A 23,113-nucleotide genomic window follows, 5' to 3' on the forward strand; every position below is an offset into this window, starting at 1 on the left:
GAGAACATTCTGTAATCCAGAAAGTGATTCTTAGCCGTAAGGCATCTTATATTCGGTGTTTTATTTTCAAAACAAGATCCGATGAAGACAGTTAGTTTAATTATGGGAGAGTGATGTTTCTTCGAAGGAGGATTGTATTTATAAGAGACATAGCTCTGGAACCAATTCTCAAATTATCCTGGGATTGCCATAATGCAAGACAAGGGAAAGGAGAACATTTTATGAAGAAAAGAAGATTAAGTGCATTTGTAATTGCGCTTGTACTGGCAGTGGGAAGCGTATTTCCCGCATTTGCAGCAGAACACATTGTAGACACATCGAAAAAAGGTTCACTTACGATTTACAAGTATGATATAACAGGCGCCGGCAAAGCTGGTATACAGGCAGGAGAACCGGGAAACGGGCGGAAAGATGAATCTGTAGAGAACAAGTTGAAGGATTACGCAATGGAAGGTGTGGAATTTACTTGTCTTCGTGTCGGAGATGTGGACACATACAGTAAGAATGGGGATGTGAAACTAATATATGGAATCCCGGATATTCTGGAGAAGATTTTAGGTCTGGAGAAGAAAGCAGCCACAGAGACAAAAGATGGAACCTGTTATTATACAGCAGATCAGATTCAGACAGCCATGAGGAATGCACTTGCGGATAATGTGACAACGAAGAACCGTCTGGAAGATTATGTAAAAGCCGGAGAGAAGATGACGCTCACTGACACAACCGGAAAGACAACGAAAGCAGGTCTGGAACTTGGTTTGTATCTGCTTGTAGAGACGAAAGTACCCGAGGATGTTACCGATACGACAGATCCGTGGTTTGTACAACTTCCGATGACGGATGCAGGTGGAGAAAGCTGGTTTTATGATGTGACCTGTTATCCGAAGAACCAGACTGGAGATCCGACACTGGATAAGAAGGTAAAGGACCGGGCAGATGGAAAATCTGGGTACAAAGACACGGTGACAGCTTCAGAAGGTGCAGCACTGGATTATCAGTTTATATCAAAACTTCCGCATATTACAAGCACATCAACTTATCTTAGTAAATACACATTCAAAGATACAATGGCGAAAGGTCTTCGCTATGGAGAAAATGCAGTTCTTGCATTTTATGATTCCGCAGAAAAAGCAACAACAACAAATATAGATAATGTCGCCGGAAGCGGTGCGGTGGCAGTGTGGACGAAGGATTCAGGAAAATTCACACAGGATTATACGAAAAATGAGGATGAAAGTTCCCAGATGCTTCTTGGCATGACAAAAGAAGGATTAAAAGAAATTAACGAAAATTATTCGGATAAATATCTGGTTGTGTATTATACCGCAACCGTCAGATCTGAAGAATCGGTTGTAACCGGAGATAAAGGAAATCCAAACGATGTTACGCTTGAATGGAGAAGAACAAGCGACTCTTATTACGACACGCAGGATGATAAGGCACTTGTTTATACTTATGGAATCCATTTGAAAAAGACATTTTCAGATGGAAAAGGAGATGCCACGCAGGTACAGTTTGTATTGCAGAATCAGACAGATAGATATTATGTAAAGGCGAATGGAACAGACGGTGTCTACTATGTGACAGGAAAAGAAGAAGAGAGAAATAAAGCAACAGACTTTACACCTGCAGCGGACGGAACGCTCTTGATCCATGGACTGGAAGGAGATACTTACGTGCTGACAGAGACACATTCGGATCAGGGATACAGTCTCTTGAAAGAACCACTTCAGATTGTGATCCATGGGACAAAAGGTGTAGTAAGCAGTTCGGCAAAAGGAACAGAAAGCTCGGTGCAGGTTACAGCGGCTTCTGCAACAGTCGATGGGACAAATGCAATAATGGAGAAATCTTCCACTGATCCGGCTTCTGCAAATGCGCTTGTGAAAATGGAAGTGCAGAATGCAAAAAGTTTTTCGCTTCCGAAGACAGGAGGAAGAGGGCTGTATCTGCTTACGATCGCAGGTGTGATCCTGGCAGGAACAGGAATGATGTTTACTACCGGAAAAAGAAAAAAAGATGAAAAAGCTCCATGCGTAAAATAATACAGATCGGATTAATCCTGGCAGGGATCGGAATGGCTTCTTATCCATGGATCAGTAACAGTTTGTATGAAAAAGAAGCAGGTTCCCGGATACAGGTATATGAAAAAAAGAGCAGGGAACTTCCGAAGAAAAATTATCAAAATCTTATGCGGGAAGCAAGAGATTACAATGAGAATCTTGCAAAAGCGGATGTGATACTGACAGATCCATTTTCATCAGAACAGAGTAAAAAAAATACCGGAAAGGATTACCGGGAGATATTACATATCCCCGGAAGTGAAGTAATGGCATATGTGGATATTCCGGGAATCCGTATATATCTTCCGGTATATCATGGAACGGACGGTGAGGTGCTGGAAAAAGGGATCGGGCACCTCGGTGCGACAAGTGTTCCGGTTGGCGGTAAAGGAACCCATGCAGTACTTACCGGGCATACAGGACTGGATAAAGCAAAATTATTTACAGATTTGGAAGAGGTCAGAAAAAAAGATCAGTTTTATATTCATGTGCTGGGAAAAATCCTGGCATATGAAGTGGACGATATTTCTGTTGTACGTCCCGATGATACGAAGAAACTGTATGTGCAGGGAGAGCAAGATCTGGTGACGCTTTTAACCTGCACGCCGTATGGAGTGAACAGTCACAGATTACTGATCAGAGGACATCGTATTTCTTACCGGAAGGAAGCATACAGAGAAGAAAAGCATAAGAAAAGGAAGACCAGATGGCAAAAGGAGTATCGGAAAACTTTGCTGATCGCAGCGTCGATGGTTGTGTGCGTTGGAATTTTAAAAAGAAAGTGGACATCTGAGTGATGAAAAAGACAAAGCTTGCGGGAATTGTTTTGTGGTTATTTGGAATATGTCTGTACTTTTATCCGGATGTGGCAACAGATCTGCAGGAGATAAAAGTACAGGCATTTGTAAAAACGTATGAGCGTGAACATAAAAGCAGACGAAGGAGTGTAACAGGAAGCAGGCAGGAAGAATACGGATATATTCAGATTCCGAAAATGAATGTGACGCTGCCACTTTATAGAAATGAGACAGAAGAACATCTTGCGTGGGGAGCTGCTATTTTAAAAGAAAGTGGACTTCCAGAGGAAAAAGGGCAGAATTGTATCATTGCAGCGCACCGGGGATACCGGGGAAAGCCTTATTTCCGGGATATTGAAAAGCTGGAGTATGGTGATGTAATTTATGTGCGGACACCTGAGCAGAAACTGGAATATAGAGTGCAGGATATGGATATCATCCGGCTGGAAGAAACACAGAAAATAAAAAAAGAGAAAGATATGCTTACGCTTCTGACCTGTCATCCATATCGGGGGAATGGAAAATTCCGTTACCTGGTATATTCAGTCAGAAAGCGAAGAAAAGAAGGAGACAGGAGCATGACAGAATGCAGGAAGATACAGAAAACGCAGGATGTACGGGTAGAGCAGTATTTCCGGAAAATCTGCGGAATAATTCTGCTTATATTATTGCTGACCGGAATATGGGGAATGTCTGCAAAGGCTGCCAGACACAGCTTGTCAAAGAAAATAGATACGAGCAGTCACATTGTGACTTATCAGTGGAAAAGTAATGCAAAGTTCAATACCGGAAAAGGGTTACAGTACATAAGGGAAAATGCCTGTGTGCTGCTTCATTATATGGATGGCGAACTGGGGCAGTGTGTCTATGCGGAGCAGGATACACCGGTTGGTCCTGCGAAAGAATTCGATGTGACAAAAGACAGCCGCACAAGCTGGATGTATGAACGGAAAAACGGATATGAGAAATATAAATATATTGGTATCGCACAAGAATATCTGCTTTCAGGAAAAGTCACACTTCGTGGGATTACCGGGAGCAGTAAACTGATGAAACTTCCGAAAAACAAAAGACAGATGCTCGCCCAGGGATTCAGCTGGTATATGCAGCATGCATCCTACAACCGGACGGAAGGAAAGACGGTAAAGCTGATCAGTCAGGTTCCGGATTTTGGTGCATCGAAACAGATCATTCTATATGATCAGATCTATACGGAAGCAAAGAATATACTGGGAGATTATACGATCACAGAGAAAACTTACAAACTGGAGAGGGATGGAAACACTCATCAGCCGATCGCTGTTTTTAAAATTGTGACGAATCCAAAACCGGTCATAAAGAATGTAGAAAGAAAAGGTGCCGGTGAGTCATCCCAGAAAGTATCACTTCGGATCGACAAGAGAGACATTCGTACAGAAAGAGCACTGGAAGGAGCTGTTTTTCAGTTAAGCTGTGACGGAAAAGCGATTGTGGATGTGATAACGGATGCAGATGGGAAAGCGCAGTATATTTATGAGCGGCTGTTGAAGACGAAGACATACACGGTGTCAAAAAAATATGTGTCAAACTGGGATGATCTGGATAAAAAGAAGAAATCAGAGGCGACAGAAAATGGCTATTATCAGAATAAAAGTCTGGCAGAAAAGGCAGCAAAAAGAGAGATAAATAAAAAAGTTCAAGCGGAACTGGCTTCTTTGCAGAGTAAGTTCCACTTATGGAATATAAAAGAGATAAAAGCGCCTTTCGGTCACAGGATTTCCGATGCAGACGGAGTGATGCTCACAGAACAGACGGAGAAAGATCTAAAAGTACAATTGTGGAATTATCCGGAAGACAGAGAACTTAAGCTTGAAAAGATCAGTGCAGAAAAAGAAGAGAGTGCGGAGACATCCCTGGCAGATGCAATTTATGGTCTGTATGCGGAAACAGAAATAATGGACAGTGATAACAAGCGGGTGCTCTATGTACCGGGAGAAGAAGTAACGGAACTTTGCACAAACCAGAAGGGGCAGGCGAATGCAGGAGGACTTCGCCCGGGAAAATATTATTTAAGAGAAAAAGAAGCTCCGAGAGGATTCTTGTTGGATGACACTGCTTATCCGGTGGATTTACGGACTGAAGATCAGAAAATTACTGTACAGGATGCTATGATCAGAGGAAAGATTCGTATACATAAAACATGTGGCAGACAGGATGGTACAGACAGTATGCCGGAAGAAGGGGCAGCGTTTGTACTGTATGACAGTCAGGGAAGAAAGGTTGAGACTCTGCTTACAGATTTAGAAGGAAAGGCAGAATCGGGATGGCTTCCTTATGGACATTATCGTCTGGAACAGATACAGGGAATTGGAGGATACAGTTTTCTGGCACCGCTGACAGTTGCGGTTACAAGAAATCAGAAAATCTATGAGATAAAAGGGCATGACATGCCAGCATATGCAGGTATTGCAATTTCAAAAGTAAAGAAACTATTTGATGCTGAGACAGGAATGAACGAATGTGAAGCAGAAAAAGGTGCTGAATTTGAAATCCTGGACGCATCCGGGAAAAAGGTGGAGAGTCTTGTTACTGATGAGAACGGAACAGCATACAGTCAGGAGATGGAGCCGGGAATTTATACGATACATCAGAGTAAAGGTGCGGAAAATTATAAAAAGATTCCGGATTTTAAAGTGACGATAAAGTCAGGAGAAGAGCGCTTATTATCTTATTATCTGGAAGATGAGAGTACTGCGCAAAAGATACGGATACGAAAAACCAAGGAAAAGGATGGCAAAGAGACACCGGAAGCAGGAGCGGAGTTTGAAGTATTGAATGAGAAAAAAGAGAAGATGCAGACACTTGTAACAGATGAAAAAGGAGAAGCCTGTGCTTTACTGGATATGCTTTCCTCTGGCGAATCATTCTTTGTAAGACAGACAAAAGGAGCAGAAGGTTATTCCTTTGCGGAAATCTTTGATTCGTCCAAAGAAACACCGGTAGAAGAAGACGGTCATCTCGTCTATACATTCAAAGCAAAAGATGTATTTGAGGATTATGCGTTTATTCACATAAAGAAAATGATGGTTACAGATCGTCCGTCAAAGACAGAAACTGTGACACAGCCGGAAGCAGGAGCCAGGTTTGAGATTCGGAACGAGCAGGGAAAAGCAGTGGAGACACTTACGACAGACGAAAAAGGGGAAGCAGTAAGCGGAAAACTTGCATTTGGAACATATATGATTCATCAGATAGAAGGAGTGTCAACGCACAGATTCAGCGAAGACAGGAAAGTCATCCTTGGGAAAGAGCAAAAAGGAAAAACGGAAGTAATTACTATAATAAATGAAGAAAATTTGATTTCTTTTGAATTAACAAAGCGTTCGGCAGAGACCGGAAAGCTTTTAAATGATGCAACTTATCTTGTGCTGGATGAGAAAGGAGAAACGGTTGCCAGATTTACAACCGGACAGGGGGAGGAGACAGAAAAGCAGGGAGCCGGGATGTGTCGTCTGCCTTACGGACATTACACACTGAAAGAAATTGTATCACCTGATGGTTATAAATGCAGTCAGAAGAAAGAATTTACAATTACATTCAAAGACGCGCCGGATGGAATTATGAAAATGGAGGATCAAGATGTCCCGGTTCGTGGGAAGATCCAGATGACGAAGATGGGTGACCGGTTACATGGATTTTCACAGGGGCAGTTCCAATACAGAACTGGGCAGGTGGCAGGAGCTGTCTATGGATTGTATGCAAAGGAAGATATCTGCCTGGATGATGATTCGGTATTGTGGAAGACAGGAACATTGATCGATAAGAAGAGGACAGATGAATCCGGTAACATAAAATTCACACGCAAACAGGCAGATGGAACAAAGACAGAATTATTTCCACTTGGAATATATGAAGTACGGGAGCTGGAAGCACCATATGGCTATCGAAAAGACGAAGAGATATATGAAGTCCGTCTGACATGGGATGAAAATGCCAAAAAGGAGAATAAAGTCACATCGCCGGATGTACCGGATAACAATACGGATGAGTCACTGCCTGTTACATACCCGGAAGCGAGCAAGGGACGTTATATTTTAAAGTCCGGAAGAGAATTCCGAAGAATACTCCACAGCGTGGAAGATAAGCTTGACACAATAACATTTACAAATGAAAAGGCACCGGAAGGAGCGTCATATAAAGATGTATCTTCATTGGAGGATGGAAGTGTTGTGATGTGGATGGAAGATCAGAATTGCATGATTTCCACGCAGACGGAAGAACAGGATGTCATTCTGAACGCAGACAGTTCTGCGGTGTTCAGACAACTGGTTATGTTGGAGAAGATTTATTTTGATGCTATAGAGACTTCCAGTGTGATCAATGCAAATGATATGTTCAGCAGATGTACAAAATTAAAAGAACTGGATTTGACAAGATTTTATACAAAAAACATGAAATATGTAAAAAATATGTTTCGAAATTGTACGAGTCTGGAAAAAATCTATGCCAATACAAGAATCGAAAATGAGGAGACAGAAGGCTCGCCGGTTCCGGTGAAGGCGGACGTAAGTCCGAAATATGATTTTACAGTAGGAAGTGTTTATAAAACGGAAGATTTTAATTTTCAGCTTGTGTATAGTGACGGTTCCAGGAAAGAAGTATATCCTTCGGACGAAGAAGTACAGATTTTGCCACAGAAAGCAGAAAAAGAAGGAAAAGAGACGGTTGGATTTGTATTTATAAAAGGAAGTCTTGCAGATTATCCGAAAGCAGAGACAATCGTACAGGTTGTAGATGTAATAGATGCAGACAGGCAGGAAGTGAAAGATGTTGATTTCCGGTTGGAAGCAGAAGATACACTCCTGACGCAGACAATTGAAATTGGAAAAGAAGATGAAAGTGGAAATCCGGTAGAAGGAGCTCTGTTTGGTATGTATGCAGGCAGAGAGATCCGGAATGCGGACGGAGAAATTCTCTTCCGGAAAGGCGAACGAATTATGGAAGCACAATCAGAAAGTACAGGAGAAGGAACAAGTTCGAAAGTAATGTTTTCCGGACTTCCATCGGATCTTTACAGTTCTGGCGCAGATGGATTATATGAAGTAAGAGAAATAAGAAGTGCACCGGGGTACAAGATTGAAAAAGGAACGAAGAACAGTTGGAGTTTTGATGGAGAACCGAAAGAAAACAGCAGGACAGTAACAGTCAGCAACCGGAAACTTGAACATGCGGAACTTGTGAAGATATGGGACGACAATCGTAATGCGGCAGGAAAACGCCCTTCGGAGATTCTTATTTCTGCAAAAAAAGACGGAACAGAAAAGACATATACATTATCGAAAGAAAATGACTGGAGGCTGGAAACAGACATTCTGGTTGCAGAGATGAAAGAGTGGGAGTTGTGTGAAGAAGTACCGGAAGGATATGAATCTGACGGGATGATTACAGATGAGAAGAAAGGAGTCTGGACGGTGACAAATAAAATTAAGGACCGGCGATGCAATCTGCAGGTAGAGAAGAAGTGGGAAGATGAAGACAATCTGGATGGTATCCGTCCGGATAAGGTAAAAGTGTATCTGTATCAAAATGGTATTCCGTACCGGGAAACAATTTTGCAGGAGGAAAATAACTGGAAAGATGAAAAAAGCTTTGAGGATCTTCCGGCAGAAGATGAGAAAGGAAGAGCTTATGTTTATGAATTCCGGGAAGAACAGACAGAACTTATTGACGGAAACAAGGAGACAGGATATTTACCGCTTTATACGGAAGAAGAGACAGAGGAAGAGAACAGAAGTTTTCTGAAAACGACAATTACGAACCAGCATGTTCCGGAGAAAGGGAAAATTATAATCTTCAAGAAAATTAAAAAAGATGAGATTGACTGGGAAAAATGGAGACCGGAGTTTTCATTTACACTTCATGGAAAAACGCTTTTGGGCGAGGAAATCAACCAACAGGGAATCCTTTCTTTTACAAAAGAAGAAGTCAGGTATCTGTTGGAAGAAACGGATGGATATATTACCAAATCTCTGGAGTTTACAGATCTGCAGCCGGGAACCTATACGGTGCGGGAAGAGCAGACAGATCCTTATTACCGGCTGTCACAGATAAGCTGTACAGACGAAGGTGTGAAGATTGATGAAACAAACCAGGAGATAACCTGGCGGATCGGACGTGACGGACAGTCACAGGGGAGAAGAACGCTGGAAGGACATGCTGTATTTGAAAATCGTGCAAGAACCGGAAAGATCCAGATTATGAAAACAGATGAACATGGAAATGCGCTTGCCGGAGTTTTGTTTGGAATCTATGATGCTAATGGAAAGCAGGTTGCCGTGTCCACATCAGGAAAGGATGGGAAACTGGCATTTTCCGGGCTTAAAACCGGACAGTATGAGATAAAAGAATTGCAGACAGTTTATGGAAAAAGTAAACTGACAAAACCAATTTCTGTAACAATCCCACTTGTGCTGAAAAAGGAAGAAGCAGAGAAAGAAGGAGCCGATGTAGAGAAAGCAGTTGTTTTTCGGGATTCCTGTTATTATTATGATCTTTCTTACCAGATAAGTAACAGCGCTGTTTTAGAACTTCCGGAGACAGGTGCGCACATTGGATATGGATTATTGCTCGCAGGGATGGCATGTATGAGTATGGGAATGTATGCAGGAAGAAAAAGGAGGAAAGGTAAATATGCAGGAAAAGGATAGACAGTCTCTTTGTACCGGAAAAAGAATTGCCGTTATACTGACAATAAGCATTCTTGTACTGGCAACAGCCGGAATGGCTCTATGGAATGTATTTGCGGCAGAGTCAGCATATAAATCTGGTAGCATGGAGATCAGACTGGACGGAATAAATATGCCTTTTCTCTCACCGGAAGATAAAAATCCGGGAGTGCAGACAGCAATCGGAAAGCTGACACTATCCAGAACAACTGCCCCGACGATAGAAGAACTGCGTGCAAAGTCTACGAAATGGAATGTAAGTCTGAAAGTAGCAGATGGATCAGGAAATGCAGTGAACCGGTATAATTTCCGTATTGGAAAATATGTGAATGGAGAATTTACGGCAGTGACGCAGGTCAGTACCGGTAAGGATGCAAATCAGGGATATTATTATATATTTAATATTCCGGTGACGTTTACAATCCCTGCACATAGCCAGATTACCGGGCAGTCTGTCACAAAGAACTGCCCGGATGGCAGATGTCTCTATTATACAGATGCTGCCGGAACGAAGAAGCTTGCGAAAGAGAAATGCACAGATGAAGTGACAATCGTAACTGTTTACCTGCAGGTAAATGCAGCACAAACCGGATTAAAGACATATTCCGGAACGCGTTATGAAGGAGCAACTGCAGGAATTACACTGGAGCGTCCTAAGTATCAGGTTACATTTCGTGCGCCGGGATGTACAAACTGGCAGACAGAGGAAATAAAGAAAGAAGTTTCAAGAGGAGAAAGTGTCGGTAAACCATTGGAACCGAAAAAAACAGGATATCGTTTTGAAGGATGGGATAGATCCGGGGAGGAAATGAGCTGTGTAAAAAGTAATCTTAGCATCAACGCAGTGTGGAAACCGGAAGAGTTCAGCTATCGGTTTCATGCAAATGGAGGCAGTGGAACGATGGATGTATTCCGGCTGGAATATCTGGATTCAGGAAAGCTTCCTGCCAATCAATATGTAAGAAGAGGATATTTGTTCCTGGGATGGAGTAAAGAAAAGCGTGGCGAAGTAATGTACAAGGATGAAGAACGGATGCATGCAGACAATCCAGAAGAATGTAAATATAATCTGTATGCCATCTGGAAGAAAAAGCGTGCGAATTTTTATCTGACAGAAGTGAAAGAAGATGCAGATATGTTTACAGGTGATGGAAAACTGACCGGCGGTAATGGAACAAAGTATCAGGAACATTTCACTGACTCGTCTTATGCACATACCGATCAGGAAGATGACCCGGGATATTTTACCGGGAAAGAATAAAAAAAGTAGGTGGTATCAGATGTCTGTACCGGTTATGTGAATCGCCGTGCTTTTTTCCGTAGCGATCGGTGTAATCTTCGGATTGTATCCGGCAAATAAGGCAGCTAAGAAAAAACCGGTGGAAGCACTTCGGTATACGGCTTGACATTTTCCGTATCTTCCTACAAAATAGTAGAGCATCTTTTAACTTTAACATCATTTTACAATAAGAGGAAAAAACGATGGCAAGCAAACAGACAAAAGGAAGCTGCGAGAGCTGCACTTATTTCACATATGATGAAGATTATGAGAGCTATGTATGCGATATTAATATGGATGAAGACGAATATATGCGTCTTATTTCCGACCAGCATTACCAGTGCCCGTATTACCGCAATGGTGATGAATATATGGTTGTAAGAAAACAGATGTAAGTAAATATAGTAATAAGTTCCGGTCTGTGGTAAAATAATTCTTAGTATGTTTACGTTATGGAAAGGACCGGGAAAATGATCATTACAATTATTGAAACAATTTACAGATTTTTATGGGGAGATTTCCTGCAGATACCACTTCCTGGCGGTGGCTCTGTAGGAATATCCCTGCTTATTATCTTGCTGATACCGGTAGGAATTTATTTTACAATAAGGACAAGAGTGTTGCCTGTCCGGTTATTTTCGGAGATGGTGAAGGCACTTCTTGAGAAAAAGAAAGAAGAGAGCAGCCTTTCTACATTTCAGACATTGATCGTGTCTACGGCAACACGGGTAGGCATGGGTAACCTGGTCGGCGTGGTAGCAGCAATCTCAGCAGGAGGAGCCGGGGCAGTGTTCTGGATGTGGATAACGGCAGTGATCGGCTCATCTACGGCATTTATAGAAGCAACACTGGCACAGCTTTACAAGGAGAAGGACCCTCTGTACGGTGGTTACCGGGGCGGTCCGGCTTATTATATACATCACTATATAGAAGATAGACAGGGAACGAAGAAAAAGCATGTACTGATTGCTGTTTTATTTGCAATATCCGGACTGATCTGCTGGTGCGGAATCAGCCAGGTGATCAGCAATTCGGTAGCATCTTCATTTGAAAATGCATTTTCTATTCCACCTTTATATACTACGATCGTTCTGGTTATTCTGGCAGCGTTTATTGTGTTAAGAAAGAATGCGACCGTGAAAGTTCTGGATGTAATTGTACCAATTATGGCAGTGTTTTATTTTGCAATCACCGTTTTTTTGATCATGACACACATTCCGAGCCTGCCGGGTGTATTTTCCAGAATTTTCAAAGAAGCATTTGGCTTCAGACAGGCAGCTGCAGGTGGCTTTGGAGCCGTGATCATGAACGGAGTGAAGAGAGGACTGTTCTCTAATGAAGCAGGTTCCGGTTCAGCACCTTGTGCAGCCGCAGCTGCTGAATGTGAGAGACCGGGAAAAGCCGGACTTGTACAGGCTTTAGGTGTATTTATTGATACGATCGTGATTTGTAGTTGTACAGCAATGATCATGCTGCTTGCACCGGAGAAAATGCTGGCAGGAAAAGAAGGAATGGAGCTTTTACAGGCAGCTATGCGGTATCATTTCGGGGAAGCCGGAGTTATATTTATTGCGATCACGCTGTTTTTGTTCAGCTTTTCAACATTCTTGGGAATCCTTTTCTATGCGAGAAGTAATGTTGCTTATCTGTTTGGAGATAACTGGTTTTCCCAGACAGCATACAAAGTGCTGGCACTGGTAATGCTTTTCATCGGAGGAATCGCGACATACACATTTGTCTGGGATCTGGGGGATGTCGGTATCGGACTTATGACCATTTTCAACATTGGGATTTTGTATCTGATGGGTGGCCAGGCACTTGCAGAGATGCGGGATATGGAGAAAAATATGAAATAAAAAATGTTACGATTGACTAACAGGCATGTGCGCTCATACAATGAAAAAAAGAGGTGATAGTATGCAGGCACTTGCAGAGGCGAACGTAGGAGAAGACTACACGATTAAATGGATGTTCGGAGTACCGGAAGTGCTGGATCTAATGGCACAGTACCAGATAAAAGAAGGTGTGGATATCCACATTATACAGAAGTTTATCGGAGGATTGATCATCGGAACGAATCAGGTGAGAATCGCGATCAGCGATGATGCAGCATGGAGAATCAAGGTGTAACAGCCTTGATTCTTTTTATATTGTAGGTGTGGAAATTTATTCCGGATTTTGCTATGATAAAAATGATATGCGAATGATCGGAGAGAATTGTGGAAGTACGAAGTGCGGAACAATTCGTATGGAATCTATAGTACATGACAGCTTATGAATACAGACAGGAGGAAAAAAGATGGATATAAAAAATGCAGCACTGATCGGACTGGGAGCGATGGGCGTATTTTTCGCGCCACGTATGGAGGAACATCTTGGAAGAGAGAATTTCTGCGTGATCGCAGAAGGGGAAAGAAAAGAAAGACTACAGACAAAAGGCGTGACAGTCAATGGTGTAAATTATCATTTTCCAATCTGTACTCCGGAAGATGGAACACCGACAGATCTGATCATTATGGCAACAAAGGATCTGGGACTTGCACAGGCAATTAAAGATATTGAGAAATTTGTCGGACCGGATACACAGATCTTATGCGTTATGAACGGTGTGAACAGTGAGGAGCAGGTAGCGGCAGCATATGGATGGGAGCATGTACTGTATTCTTATATGCGGATGTCGATTGTAATGAAGGATGGAAAAGCAGATTTTGATCCGTACTGGGGAAAGATTTATTTTGGGGAAAAAATAAATGAGACATTGTCCGGGAGAGTAGAAGCAATAAAAGAAGTATTAGAACGCTGTGATATTCCATATGTGATCCGGAAGGATATGTTGAACGGGCTGTGGTTTAAATATATGTGTAATGTTGGTGAGAATCTGACCTGTGCACTTCTTGGTATTCCGTTTGGCGCTTATGTAAAAAGCAAAGAAGCAAGTGCTATCCGCGTAGAAGCAATGGAAGAAGTCCGTGCAGTTGCAAAAGCAAAAGGAATTATCATTACCCAGGAGCAGTTAGACGACCAGTATGAAACGATCAAAAGAATCCCGCCGCAGAATAAGCCGTCTACGCTTCAGGATATAGAAGCAGGAAAGAAGACAGAGATTGAGATGTTTGCAGGCGAGATGGTACGCATGGGAGAAGAACTTGGCGTGGCAACACCTATTTGCCGGCTGTTTCTGAACGGAATTAAAGTACTGGAGCAGAAAAATGACGGATTGTTTCAGTTTTAAAATGACCGGTAAGCTGGCAGCAGAATAAAAATTATAGAAGAAAAGAGATGAATATGGAAATACAGAATATTATTTTATACTTTTTTATTTACGGCTTTCTCGGCTGGTGTACAGAGGTTGCCTATGCCGCAGTCAAGGAACGGAAATTCGTAAACCGTGGGTTTTTGAACGGTCCGATCTGTCCAATCTATGGAGTCGGTGTTGTGATCGTTGTACAGCTTTTAGATCCGTACGCGCATCAACTTGGATTATTATATTTACTGTCGATTGTGCTTACAACGACACTGGAGTGGCTGACCGGATTTGCGCTGGACAAATTATTTCATCACAAATGGTGGGATTACTCGGAAGTTCCATTTAATCTGAATGGCTATGTGTGTATTCCTTTTTCGGCGGCGTGGGGTGCAGCGTGTGTATTTGTTGTAAAGATCGTCCATCCGCTGATCTGTAAACTGGTACTGCTTGTACCGAAGTGGCTGACAATCGGTGAGGACGTTGCATTTGGTATCAGTATTTTTGTTGATATTTCCGTAACGGTAGCTGCAATCCTGAAATTTAATAAACGTCTGGAGAAAATGGAGGAGATTGCCGCAGAGTTCCACCGGATCTCTGATCAGATCGGCAGCGATATTTACAAAAGTGTCATGGAAGGCATGGAACGCCAGGAGCGCATAAAAGAACAGACAGAAGCGAGAAAAGAGGAGCTTCGTGGTATGTATCTGGAATTGCAGAAACGCAGTCCTAGAATGACAACACGTATGCTGCGTGCATTCCCGAAGATGCAGCCAAGACTTCATAAGGAGCAGTTTGGAAGATTAAAAGAGTTCAGACGTTCAGAATGGCTTGCGACGAAAGCACTGAAAAAAGCAAGAAAAGCAGCAAAGAAAAATAAATAACAAAGAGGCGAAAGCAATGGCAGAGCGAAAAACATATATAACAAAAACGAGAACGGAGATTCTGGAATATCTGAAACAGAACTGGTCAGTAACGGTCAGTGCTTCCGATATTAAGAAGCATCTGGAAGAAAAAGAGATAAAGGCAAATACGACAACGATTTACCGTTATCTGGATAAACTTCTGGCAGAACATGTAATCATCAAGTATGCGGATGCCGGATCAGAAAGAGCAGTTTATCAGTATTCCGGAGAGATGGGGCATTGTGTACAGCATTTGCATTTGAAATGTGTCAAATGCGGAAGAATCCTGCATCTGGACTGTGGGTTTATGGATGAGTTCCGCAACCATCTAAAAGAAGATCATAAGTTCCGTCTGTTGTGTGAAGGAGATCTGCTGCATGGGATCTGCGGTGACTGCGAGAAAAAAATGGAAGATAAATAAGCAAATGAGTTGCAAATATCGAAGAAGATATTGACAAATAACTGAAAAAGCATTATTGTGTTAAATGCAAATGAGTTGCATTTTTGGAGGATGATTAGGATGAAGAAGACATTCCGTTATCGTTTCAGCACAGTGGTGCTTTTTTTATTGGCAATTTCCATGCTTGTAACCGGATGTGGAAAGGAAAGCAGCATGGAGCGTAAAAAAGCAAATGGAAAAGTACAGGTTGTGGCGAGTTTTTATATGATGTATGATCTTGCAAAAAAAATAGGCGGAGATCAGGTGGAAGTGAAGAACCTTGTTCCGGCAGGAACAGAACCACATGAATGGGAACCAGGCGCAAGAGATGTAGCCAGTCTGGAAGATGCAGATGTGTTTGTATATAACGGCGCAGAGATGGAACACTGGACGGATACAATTTTAAATACATTGGATAACAAAGAGCTTGTTGTCGCAGAAGCAAGTAAGGGAGTTAAGCTTACAGGCAGTGATCCGCATGTCTGGCTTGCACCGCTCAATGCAAAAAAGGAAATGGAAAATATCAAAGATGCACTGATAAAAGCAGATCCAAAACACAGAAATGTTTATGAGGAAAATTACAAAAAAAATGCCGAAAAATGTGAAAAACTGGATGAGCGGTATAAAAGAACACTCGGTCAGATTAAGAGAAAAGAAGTGATCACGGCGCATGAAGCATTTGGATATCTGTGCCGCGCTTATGATCTGAAGCAGATTGGTATTGAAGGGATTCAATCAGATTCGGAGCCGGATGCTGCAAGAATGAAAGAAATCATCCAGTTTGCTAAGAAACATGATGTAGGTACGATTTTCTTTGAGGAACTGGTAAGCCCGAAAGTGGCAGAGACGATCGCAAAAGAAATCGGTGCAAAGACGGCAGTGTTGGATACACTTGAAGGAATGAGCGATGAAGATCAGAAAGCGGGTGCAGATTATTTTTCTGTGATGGAAGAGAATCTCAGGACACTTAAGAAAGCTCTCGATAATTAAGAAAAATAAGAAAGCGTTTTGGGAAAAGACAGTGAGGGTAAACATGCAGAAAGCAGGTGGCAAAATGGAAGTTATACAGATGAAGGATGTTTCTTTTCATTATACCGGGGATGTACCTATATTGGAAAATGTAAATATATGTCTGAACAGTGGTGATTATGCAATCCTGACCGGAGAAAACGGAAGTGGAAAAAGTACGTTCTTAAAGCTCCTTTTAGGAGAATTGGAACCGGATCAGGGAACTGTGGAGATTTTTGGAAAAAAAATTGGGAAAGCGGATTTTAAAGAACTTAAGATTGGTTATGTGCCGCAGAACAGTATCAGTGGGAACAAAGACTTCCCGGCAACCGTAGAGGAAGTGATGATGACAGGTCTTTACCGCCCTTTCAAGAAGCGGCTGAGCAGAAAAGCGTGCAGACAAAAGATCACAGTGGCGCTGACAGAACTTGGAATGGAAAGTTTCCTGAAACGAAGAATCGGTGAGCTTTCCGGTGGACAGCAGCAGCGTGTCATGCTGGCAAGAGTTCTGGCAGCAGATCCGGGACTTCTCATACTGGATGAGCCAACCGTCGGCGTAGACTCTGTTTCACTGGAAGCACTTGCGAAAGTGTTACAGAAAAAGAACGAAGAAGGACTTACGATTTTGATGGTAACACATGGAAATACAAAATTATTCTGTGGAGTAAACAGACATTTTAAAGCAGATGAAGGAGGCATTACAGAGTAATGGAGATTTTACAGTATGGATTTATGCAGCGAGCTTTTGTAGTAGGGCTTCTTCTTGCAGTGATCACGCCGTGTATCGGAATTACGATTGTATTAAAGCGACTGTCCATGGTGGGTGATGCACTGTCACATTCGTCACTGGCAGGTGTAGCACTTGGACTTTTACTTGGAATCAATCCGGTACTTGGTGCGGGGGCGCTTTGCATTGTTGCGGCATTTGGAATTGAAGCTATTCGAAAAAAAATACCGCGTTACTCGGAGATGGCAATTGCGATCATTATGTCGGCGGGAATCGGGCTGGCAGGTGTGCTTTCCGGTTTTGTGGAAGACAGTGCGAACTTTAACAGCTTTTTATTTGGAAGTATTGTGTCGATCAGCAGGGGAGAAATGCTCGCAGTATGTATCATTAGTGTGGCAGTCCTGCTTGTGCTTGGCATCTTTTCCAGAGAACTTTTCTATATTGGATTTGACGAAAATGCGGCAAGAATCTCCGGCGTTCCGGTCAGACAAGTGAACTTTATTTTCACGATTCTGACAGCGCTAACGGTATCGGCAGCATCCAGAACGGTCGGAACACTGATCGTGTCCTCCATGCTGGTAGTTCCGGTTGCCTGTGGGATGCAGATGGCAAAGAGTTACCGCATGACGCTGGTGTGTGGAGTGATCGTTGCAGTGGTCACGACAATTACAGGATTATTTTTATCTTACTATGTGGGAGTGAAACCGGGAGGAACAATCGTACTGCTAGAAGTACTGTGGTTTCTCGTTGTAGTGATCGCGAAAAGAGTATTTATACGATAGATAGAAAATTAACAAAGAAGTTCTACCATATCATGTGTGAGAACTTCTTCTTTTTTATGTGGGATTATGCCGAAAAATATTTGAAACGCAGGATGTCTTATGGTAACATAAATGCATTGGCAAAATATTTAAGGGAAAAGGGAAAAGGGAAAATGGAAGTATTTGTAAAAGTTATGAACATGGTCAACGACATCATATGGGCACCGGTTATGTGTGTGTTCCTGATGGTTGCTGCACTTTGGTTCACAGTAAGACTTCGCGGCATGCAGGTGAGACGATTAAAAGATATGGTTCACTGCCTGCTCGAAGAAGGCCACAATGACAAAGATACAGGTCTGTCACCATTTCAGGCATTTGCGACGACGGTCGGAGGACGTGTCGGAACTGGTAATATTGCCGGAACAGCGACAGCGATCTTCATGGGTGGTCCGGGAGCATTGTTCTGGATGTGGATCACAGCGATCTTAGGAGCATCTACCGGAATGGTAGAGTGTATGCTCGGACAGGCTTATAAGACAAGAAATCTGGGAGAGCTGACCGGAGGTCCGGCATTCTACATGTCCAGAGGAATGAAGAATAAATATTTCGGAAAGGTACTTGCTGTACTGTTTTGTATTGCGGTATTTATCGGACCGGGATTTTTACTTCCGGCGATGCAGACACAGACAGCAGCTACAGCAGTAAACGGAGCGTTTGGACTTCCGTTTATTGTAGTTGGACTTGCAATGACAGTGATCGTCGGTATCGTCATCATGGGCGGTATCAAACGAATCGGACAGGTTGCAGAATTTCTGGCACCGATCATGTGCGGTGTTTATTTCCTGATCACGATTCTGATCATCGTAATGAACATCCAGAAAGTACCGAGTGTATTTGGATCTATTTTTACAAGTGCATTTGGTAAGGATGCTGTATTTGGCGGAATCGTAGGTTCCGCAGTTGCATGGGGAATTAAACGTGGATTCTTCTCCAATGATGCAGGTAATGGTATGAGCCCGTTAATATCAGCTACAACAGACACCTCACATCCTGTAAAGCAGGGACTTGTGCAGGGATTATCTGTATATATTGACACATTGCTTGTATGTACCTGTACCGGAATTTCCGTATTGATGGCAGGAACTTATAATGTCTCAGCAGACGGTGGTAAGAGCGCAGCACTTCTGATTGAACACGCGCCGGGAGTACAGTACGGAATCGCATTCATGCAGGAAGCGATGTCCGATACAATTGGAAAAGCAGGAGCAATGCTGCTTGCAGTGATGTTGTTTATCTTTATTTTTACAACCATGTTGTCTTATTCTTATCAGTTAGAATCAACATGCAAATATCTTTTTGGAGAGAACAGGATGATTGTAACTGTAGTCAGAATTTTATTTTTAATTTTCTGCCTGTTTGGAATCTTGATCGACGGAGATACCATCTGGCCAATGGGTGATATCGGAGTCGGCTGTATGTTATGGGTAAATACATTCAGTGTTCTGCTTCTGACACCGAAAGTACTGAAGATTGTAAAGGATTATGAGACACAGATTAAGCTTGGATTAGATCCTTTATTTGATCCTGCGACAGTTGGTATTGAAGACGAAGCTGGTGTATGGGATACATATGTTCAGAAGAAAAAGGAACGCGGAGACTATGAGAACGAATCACTTGGATACGCAAAGAAATCATAGTATCTGTTTTTGAAGAAAATGGAGCCTATCCGGAAACTTATATCGGATAAGGCTCTAATTTTGGTTTTAACGGGGGCGTGCTTGTGGATCAGACGGATGATCCGAGAATAAAAGATGCTGTGAAGATTGCGTATCTGAAAAAAATGTGGGATAATAAAAGCAGGCTATTTACAGGAACGACAACAGATGTAACAAAGAAAATGAGAGAGGTGGCAGTGTGAAGAAGTATAAGATAGGCTTGTATGAAAAAGCAATGAGAAGTACACTTTCCTGGAAGGAAATGCTTGAATGTACAAAAGACTGTGGATATGATTACATGGAGATCAGCATTGATGCTTCAGAGAAGCGTATCAGCCGTGTGTATATGAGTGAACAGGAGCGTAAAGAAATCGTAGATGCAATGTTTGAGACGGGAGTCCCAATCCAGTCTATGAGTGTCAGTGCATTGACAAAATACGCAGTAGGAGATCCGGATCCGGAGATCCGTAACCGTGGCATGGAGATTGCAGTTAAATCAATTGAATTTGCAGCAGCAATTGGCATACGTACAGTGATGATTCCGGGATATGATATTTATTTTGGAGAATCTACAGTAGAGACGAAACGGTATTTCCTTGAAAATATCCATATTATGGCAGAAGTGGCAGAGAGAGAAGGCGTGCTTCTTGGATTTGAGACAATGGAAAATGAATTTATGAATACAGTCGGAAAGGCTGTTCATTATGTAGACCGTGTCAATTCTCCGTATCTGAAAATCTATCCGGATGCTGGTAATATTACGAATGCAGCGGTTTTATATAAGCATGATGTGTGTGAAGATCTGTTGCTTGGTGAAGGAAGACTGATCGCACTGCATTTGAAAGAAACAAAACCGGGAATTTTCCGCGAAGTTCCATTCCTGACCGGACACGTGGAATTTGAGAGAGTCATTAAAACGGCATGGAAACTGGGCGTGCGCCGTTATGTAACGGAACTCTGGGATGTAGGGCAGGACAGTTGGAAAGAAGATATTTGCTTTGCAAATCAGAGTATGAGAAAATTACTGGATGCACAGGAATAACATGAATACATGACAAATCAGAAAACCTGATTTTTGAAGCTATAACAGAAAGAGACTACCTGTTGAGGTGACATACCCTGCATCAGGTAATCTCTTTTTATACGGAACAATTAGCAACTGCAAATTAGCAGATTTAATAAATCTTACTTCCATTCTTCACCGGTGAGACGGATGTCAATATAATGCATCCTTTGTCGGTATCACTTCCGAGAATACGGATTTCACTTTTTACATCACCGATCCGGATCGGTTCAAAATTACATATACAGACAACCTGTTTTCCAATCAGTTCTTCCGGTTCATAATTTGTAAGCTGTGCCGAACTGTTTTTAATACCGAGTTCATCACCGAGGTCTACAGTGATTTTATAAGCTGGCTTTCGCGCTCTTTTGTTCAGGGACACGGCAGTAACTGTGCCGACACGCATGTCAATTTCATCAAAATGTTCTAAAGAAATCATAGCGATACCTCCTCAGATAATATATAGAATAGTATATGCTATAGTATATACTTAAAGTGTTTGTGAAACAAGTATCAATAAGAAAAGAAGTTTATTGAAAAAATGTGTGAAAGAACAGTTATGTAACATAGAGAATGGTTATAAAAGGGTGGAAGTACGAAAGAAAATCATTTATAATAGGAAAAGTGCCGAAAATGAATCAGGCATATTGAATCATTATAGAAAGAGGGCATTTTTATGTATACAATAAAGAAATTTATTCAATATTATGCGCCGTATAAAGGTGTATTTTTCCTTGATCTTGTATGCGCGGCGGTTATAAGTCTTGTGGATCTGGCATTTCCGCAGATCCTTCGTACAATGACGAAGACATTATTTACCGAAACACCGGAGAAAATACTGCATGCGCTATTACCGGTCGGAATTGTTTTGCTGATTGTATATCTTGTGCAGATGGGCTGTAAATATTATGTCAGCTATCAGGGACATATGATGGGAGCGAGAATGGAACGCGACATGCGCCAGCAATTATTTGAACATTATGAAAAATTATCGTTTTCTTATTATGATCAGAACAATTCCGGACAGATGATGAGCAAATTAGTTTCAGATTTGTTTGATATATCTGAGTTTGCACATCATGGACCGGAAAATTTATTTATCTCACTGATTAAGATCATCGGTTCGTTTGTATTTTTATTCCTGATCAACTGGAGACTGGCGATTCCATTGCTGGTGCTGGTTGTATTTATGCTGTTTTTCTCTTATGGACAAAATCGTAAAATGCAGGAAACTTTTATGGATAACCGGAGAAAGATCGGAGATGTGAATGCGAGTCTGCAGGATACACTTGCGGGAATCCGGGTTGTGCAGTCTTTTGCAAATGAGACAGTTGAATGTGAAAAATTCAAGAAAAGCAATGAAGGATTTTTAAAATCCAAAGATGCCAATTATCACTGTATGGGAAGTTTTATGAGTGGAAATCTCTTTTTCCAGGGATTGATGTATCTGGTGACACTTGTATTTGGTGGATGGCTGATCGCACATGGACAGATGGAAGCTGCTGATCTTGCCATGTATGCATTATATATCGGAATCTTCATCAGTCCGATCCAGATTCTTGTAGAACTGACAGAAATGATGCAGAAAGGCTTATCCGGTTTTCATCGTTTCCTGGATGTTATTGATACAGAGCCGGAAATTGTAGATGCGCCGGGAGCAGAAGAACTTACAGATGTAACAGGGCATGTCTGCTATGAGGATGTTTCTTTCCATTACAGCGATGATGATACATCGGTACTTTCCCATGTGTCATTTGAAATTCCGGCAGGAAAATCAATTGCACTTGTCGGACCTTCCGGAAGTGGAAAGACAACCATCTGTTCTTTACTTCCGAGATTTTATGATGTGACAGGTGGAAAAATAACGATTGACGGAAAAGATATCAGAAATCTTACACTCGAGAGTCTTCGTGAGACGATCGGGTTGGTGCAGCAGGATGTCTATCTATTCTGTGGAACAATCCGGGAAAATATTGCATATGGAAAACCGGGAGCTTCGCAGAAAGAGATTGAAAGTGCAGCAAAAAAGGCGAATATTCATGATTTTATTATGGGATTACCGGATGATTATGATACATTTGTAGGAGAACGTGGAACAAGACTGTCCGGTGGACAAAAGCAGAGAATATCGATCGCCCGCGTATTTTTGAAGAATCCATCAATCTTGATTCTGGATGAAGCAACCAGTGCATTGGACAATGAAAGTGAACGTCATATCCAGAAGAGCCTGGAAGAGCTGGCGAAAAACCGCACAACCATTACGATCGCACATCGGTTATCTACGATACGGAATGCGGACGAGATACTTGTTGTAGCAGAGAGTGGAATTGAAGAACGCGGTACGCATGAAGAACTTTTGAAAAAAAATGGCATTTATGCACATTATAATGAAATGGTGTAAGAGTTTA

18 protein-coding genes and 1 pseudogene are annotated in these 23,113 nt (G+C 42.1%); 18 read left to right on the forward strand and 1 reads right to left on the reverse strand.

Annotated features, from left to right (window positions below):
* The first annotated feature begins 221 nt into the window (after positions 1 to 221).
* The 17 genes and pseudogenes from DW152_RS08820 (at position 222) to DW152_RS08890 (ending at position 20,684) form a co-directional block, all read left to right on the forward strand.
* Positions 222 to 2,045 carry a SpaH/EbpB family LPXTG-anchored major pilin gene (locus DW152_RS08820; RefSeq protein WP_158570034.1) on the forward strand — a complete coding sequence of 608 codons (1,824 nt, stop codon included), beginning with the start codon at positions 222 to 224 and terminating at the stop codon, positions 2,043 to 2,045.
* On the forward strand, positions 2,033 to 2,860 hold the full coding sequence (locus DW152_RS08825; RefSeq protein WP_118288450.1) for a class C sortase: 828 nt from the start codon (positions 2,033 to 2,035) through the stop codon (positions 2,858 to 2,860). Before DW152_RS08820 ends, DW152_RS08825 begins: the two co-directional genes overlap by 13 nt.
* Positions 2,860 to 9,546 (forward strand): sortase, encoded by a 6,687-nt coding sequence (locus DW152_RS08830; protein ID WP_118288451.1) that lies wholly within the window; start codon positions 2,860 to 2,862, stop codon positions 9,544 to 9,546. Before DW152_RS08825 ends, DW152_RS08830 begins: the two co-directional genes overlap by 1 nt.
* Positions 9,530 to 10,825, forward strand: coding sequence for an InlB B-repeat-containing protein (locus DW152_RS08835; RefSeq protein ID WP_021861430.1), 1,296 nt, complete (start codon positions 9,530 to 9,532; stop codon positions 10,823 to 10,825). The genes DW152_RS08830 and DW152_RS08835 overlap by 17 nt, the downstream gene beginning before the upstream one ends.
* A 40-nt stretch (positions 10,826 to 10,865) precedes the next feature.
* Positions 10,866 to 10,970 (forward strand): annotated as a pseudogene (locus DW152_RS13825) (ABC transporter permease); the annotation flags it as partial.
* A 76-nt stretch (positions 10,971 to 11,046) separates the two neighbouring features.
* On the forward strand, positions 11,047 to 11,238 hold the full coding sequence (locus DW152_RS08840; protein WP_021861429.1) for a DUF6472 family protein: 192 nt from the start codon (positions 11,047 to 11,049) through the stop codon (positions 11,236 to 11,238).
* Between the two features lie 75 nt (positions 11,239 to 11,313).
* On the forward strand, positions 11,314 to 12,699 hold the full coding sequence (locus DW152_RS08845) for an alanine/glycine:cation symporter family protein (protein WP_021861428.1): 1,386 nt from the start codon (positions 11,314 to 11,316) through the stop codon (positions 12,697 to 12,699).
* A gap of 61 nt (positions 12,700 to 12,760) precedes the next feature.
* Complete coding sequence (locus DW152_RS08850; RefSeq protein ID WP_021861427.1) at positions 12,761 to 12,973, forward strand: FeoA domain-containing protein; 213 nt, start codon at positions 12,761 to 12,763, stop codon at positions 12,971 to 12,973.
* A gap of 169 nt (positions 12,974 to 13,142) precedes the next feature.
* On the forward strand, positions 13,143 to 14,075 hold the full coding sequence (locus DW152_RS08855; protein ID WP_117537386.1) for a ketopantoate reductase family protein: 933 nt from the start codon (positions 13,143 to 13,145) through the stop codon (positions 14,073 to 14,075).
* Between the two features lie 53 nt (positions 14,076 to 14,128).
* Positions 14,129 to 14,971, forward strand: coding sequence for a putative ABC transporter permease (locus DW152_RS08860; RefSeq protein WP_117537427.1), 843 nt, complete (start codon positions 14,129 to 14,131; stop codon positions 14,969 to 14,971).
* Positions 14,972 to 14,987: 16 nt separating this feature from the next.
* Positions 14,988 to 15,413 carry a Fur family transcriptional regulator gene (locus DW152_RS08865; protein ID WP_021861425.1) on the forward strand — a complete coding sequence of 142 codons (426 nt, stop codon included), beginning with the start codon at positions 14,988 to 14,990 and terminating at the stop codon, positions 15,411 to 15,413.
* Positions 15,414 to 15,512: 99 nt separating this feature from the next.
* The gene (locus DW152_RS08870) at positions 15,513 to 16,421 is read left to right on the forward strand and encodes a metal ABC transporter substrate-binding protein (protein WP_117537385.1); all 909 of its coding nucleotides are present in this window, start codon (positions 15,513 to 15,515) and stop codon (positions 16,419 to 16,421) included.
* A gap of 43 nt (positions 16,422 to 16,464) precedes the next feature.
* The gene (locus DW152_RS08875; protein WP_021861423.1) at positions 16,465 to 17,148 is read left to right on the forward strand and encodes a metal ABC transporter ATP-binding protein; all 684 of its coding nucleotides are present in this window, start codon (positions 16,465 to 16,467) and stop codon (positions 17,146 to 17,148) included.
* Positions 17,148 to 17,948: a metal ABC transporter permease gene (locus DW152_RS08880; protein ID WP_021861422.1), complete on the forward strand. Its 801-nt coding sequence runs from the start codon at positions 17,148 to 17,150 to the stop codon at positions 17,946 to 17,948. Before DW152_RS08875 ends, DW152_RS08880 begins: the two co-directional genes overlap by 1 nt.
* A 152-nt stretch (positions 17,949 to 18,100) precedes the next feature.
* Positions 18,101 to 19,624, forward strand: a complete 1,524-nt coding sequence (locus DW152_RS08885) for an alanine/glycine:cation symporter family protein (RefSeq protein WP_158549893.1) — start codon at positions 18,101 to 18,103, stop codon at positions 19,622 to 19,624.
* Between the two features lie 83 nt (positions 19,625 to 19,707).
* Positions 19,708 to 19,845: a hypothetical protein gene (locus DW152_RS13270; protein WP_158549892.1), complete on the forward strand. Its 138-nt coding sequence runs from the start codon at positions 19,708 to 19,710 to the stop codon at positions 19,843 to 19,845.
* On the forward strand, positions 19,842 to 20,684 hold the full coding sequence (locus tag DW152_RS08890) for an L-ribulose-5-phosphate 3-epimerase (protein ID WP_021861420.1): 843 nt from the start codon (positions 19,842 to 19,844) through the stop codon (positions 20,682 to 20,684). The genes DW152_RS13270 and DW152_RS08890 overlap by 4 nt, the downstream gene beginning before the upstream one ends.
* Positions 20,685 to 20,817: 133 nt before the next feature.
* On the opposite strand, the gene DW152_RS08895 is transcribed toward DW152_RS08890, so the two are convergent.
* Complete coding sequence (locus DW152_RS08895) at positions 20,818 to 21,144, reverse strand: tRNA-binding protein (RefSeq protein ID WP_021861419.1); 327 nt, start codon at positions 21,142 to 21,144, stop codon at positions 20,818 to 20,820.
* A 237-nt stretch (positions 21,145 to 21,381) separates the two neighbouring features.
* Here DW152_RS08895 and DW152_RS08900 point away from each other — a divergent pair, with 237 nt between their 5' ends.
* A complete protein-coding gene (locus tag DW152_RS08900; protein WP_118288453.1) occupies positions 21,382 to 23,106 on the forward strand; it encodes an ABC transporter ATP-binding protein in 1,725 nt (574 codons plus the stop codon).
* Positions 23,107 to 23,113: the final 7 nt, after the last annotated feature.

The sequence above is a fragment of the Dorea sp. AM13-35 genome (assembly GCF_003473885.1).
Lineage (GTDB): Bacteria > Bacillota > Clostridia > Lachnospirales > Lachnospiraceae > Dorea_D > Dorea_D hominis.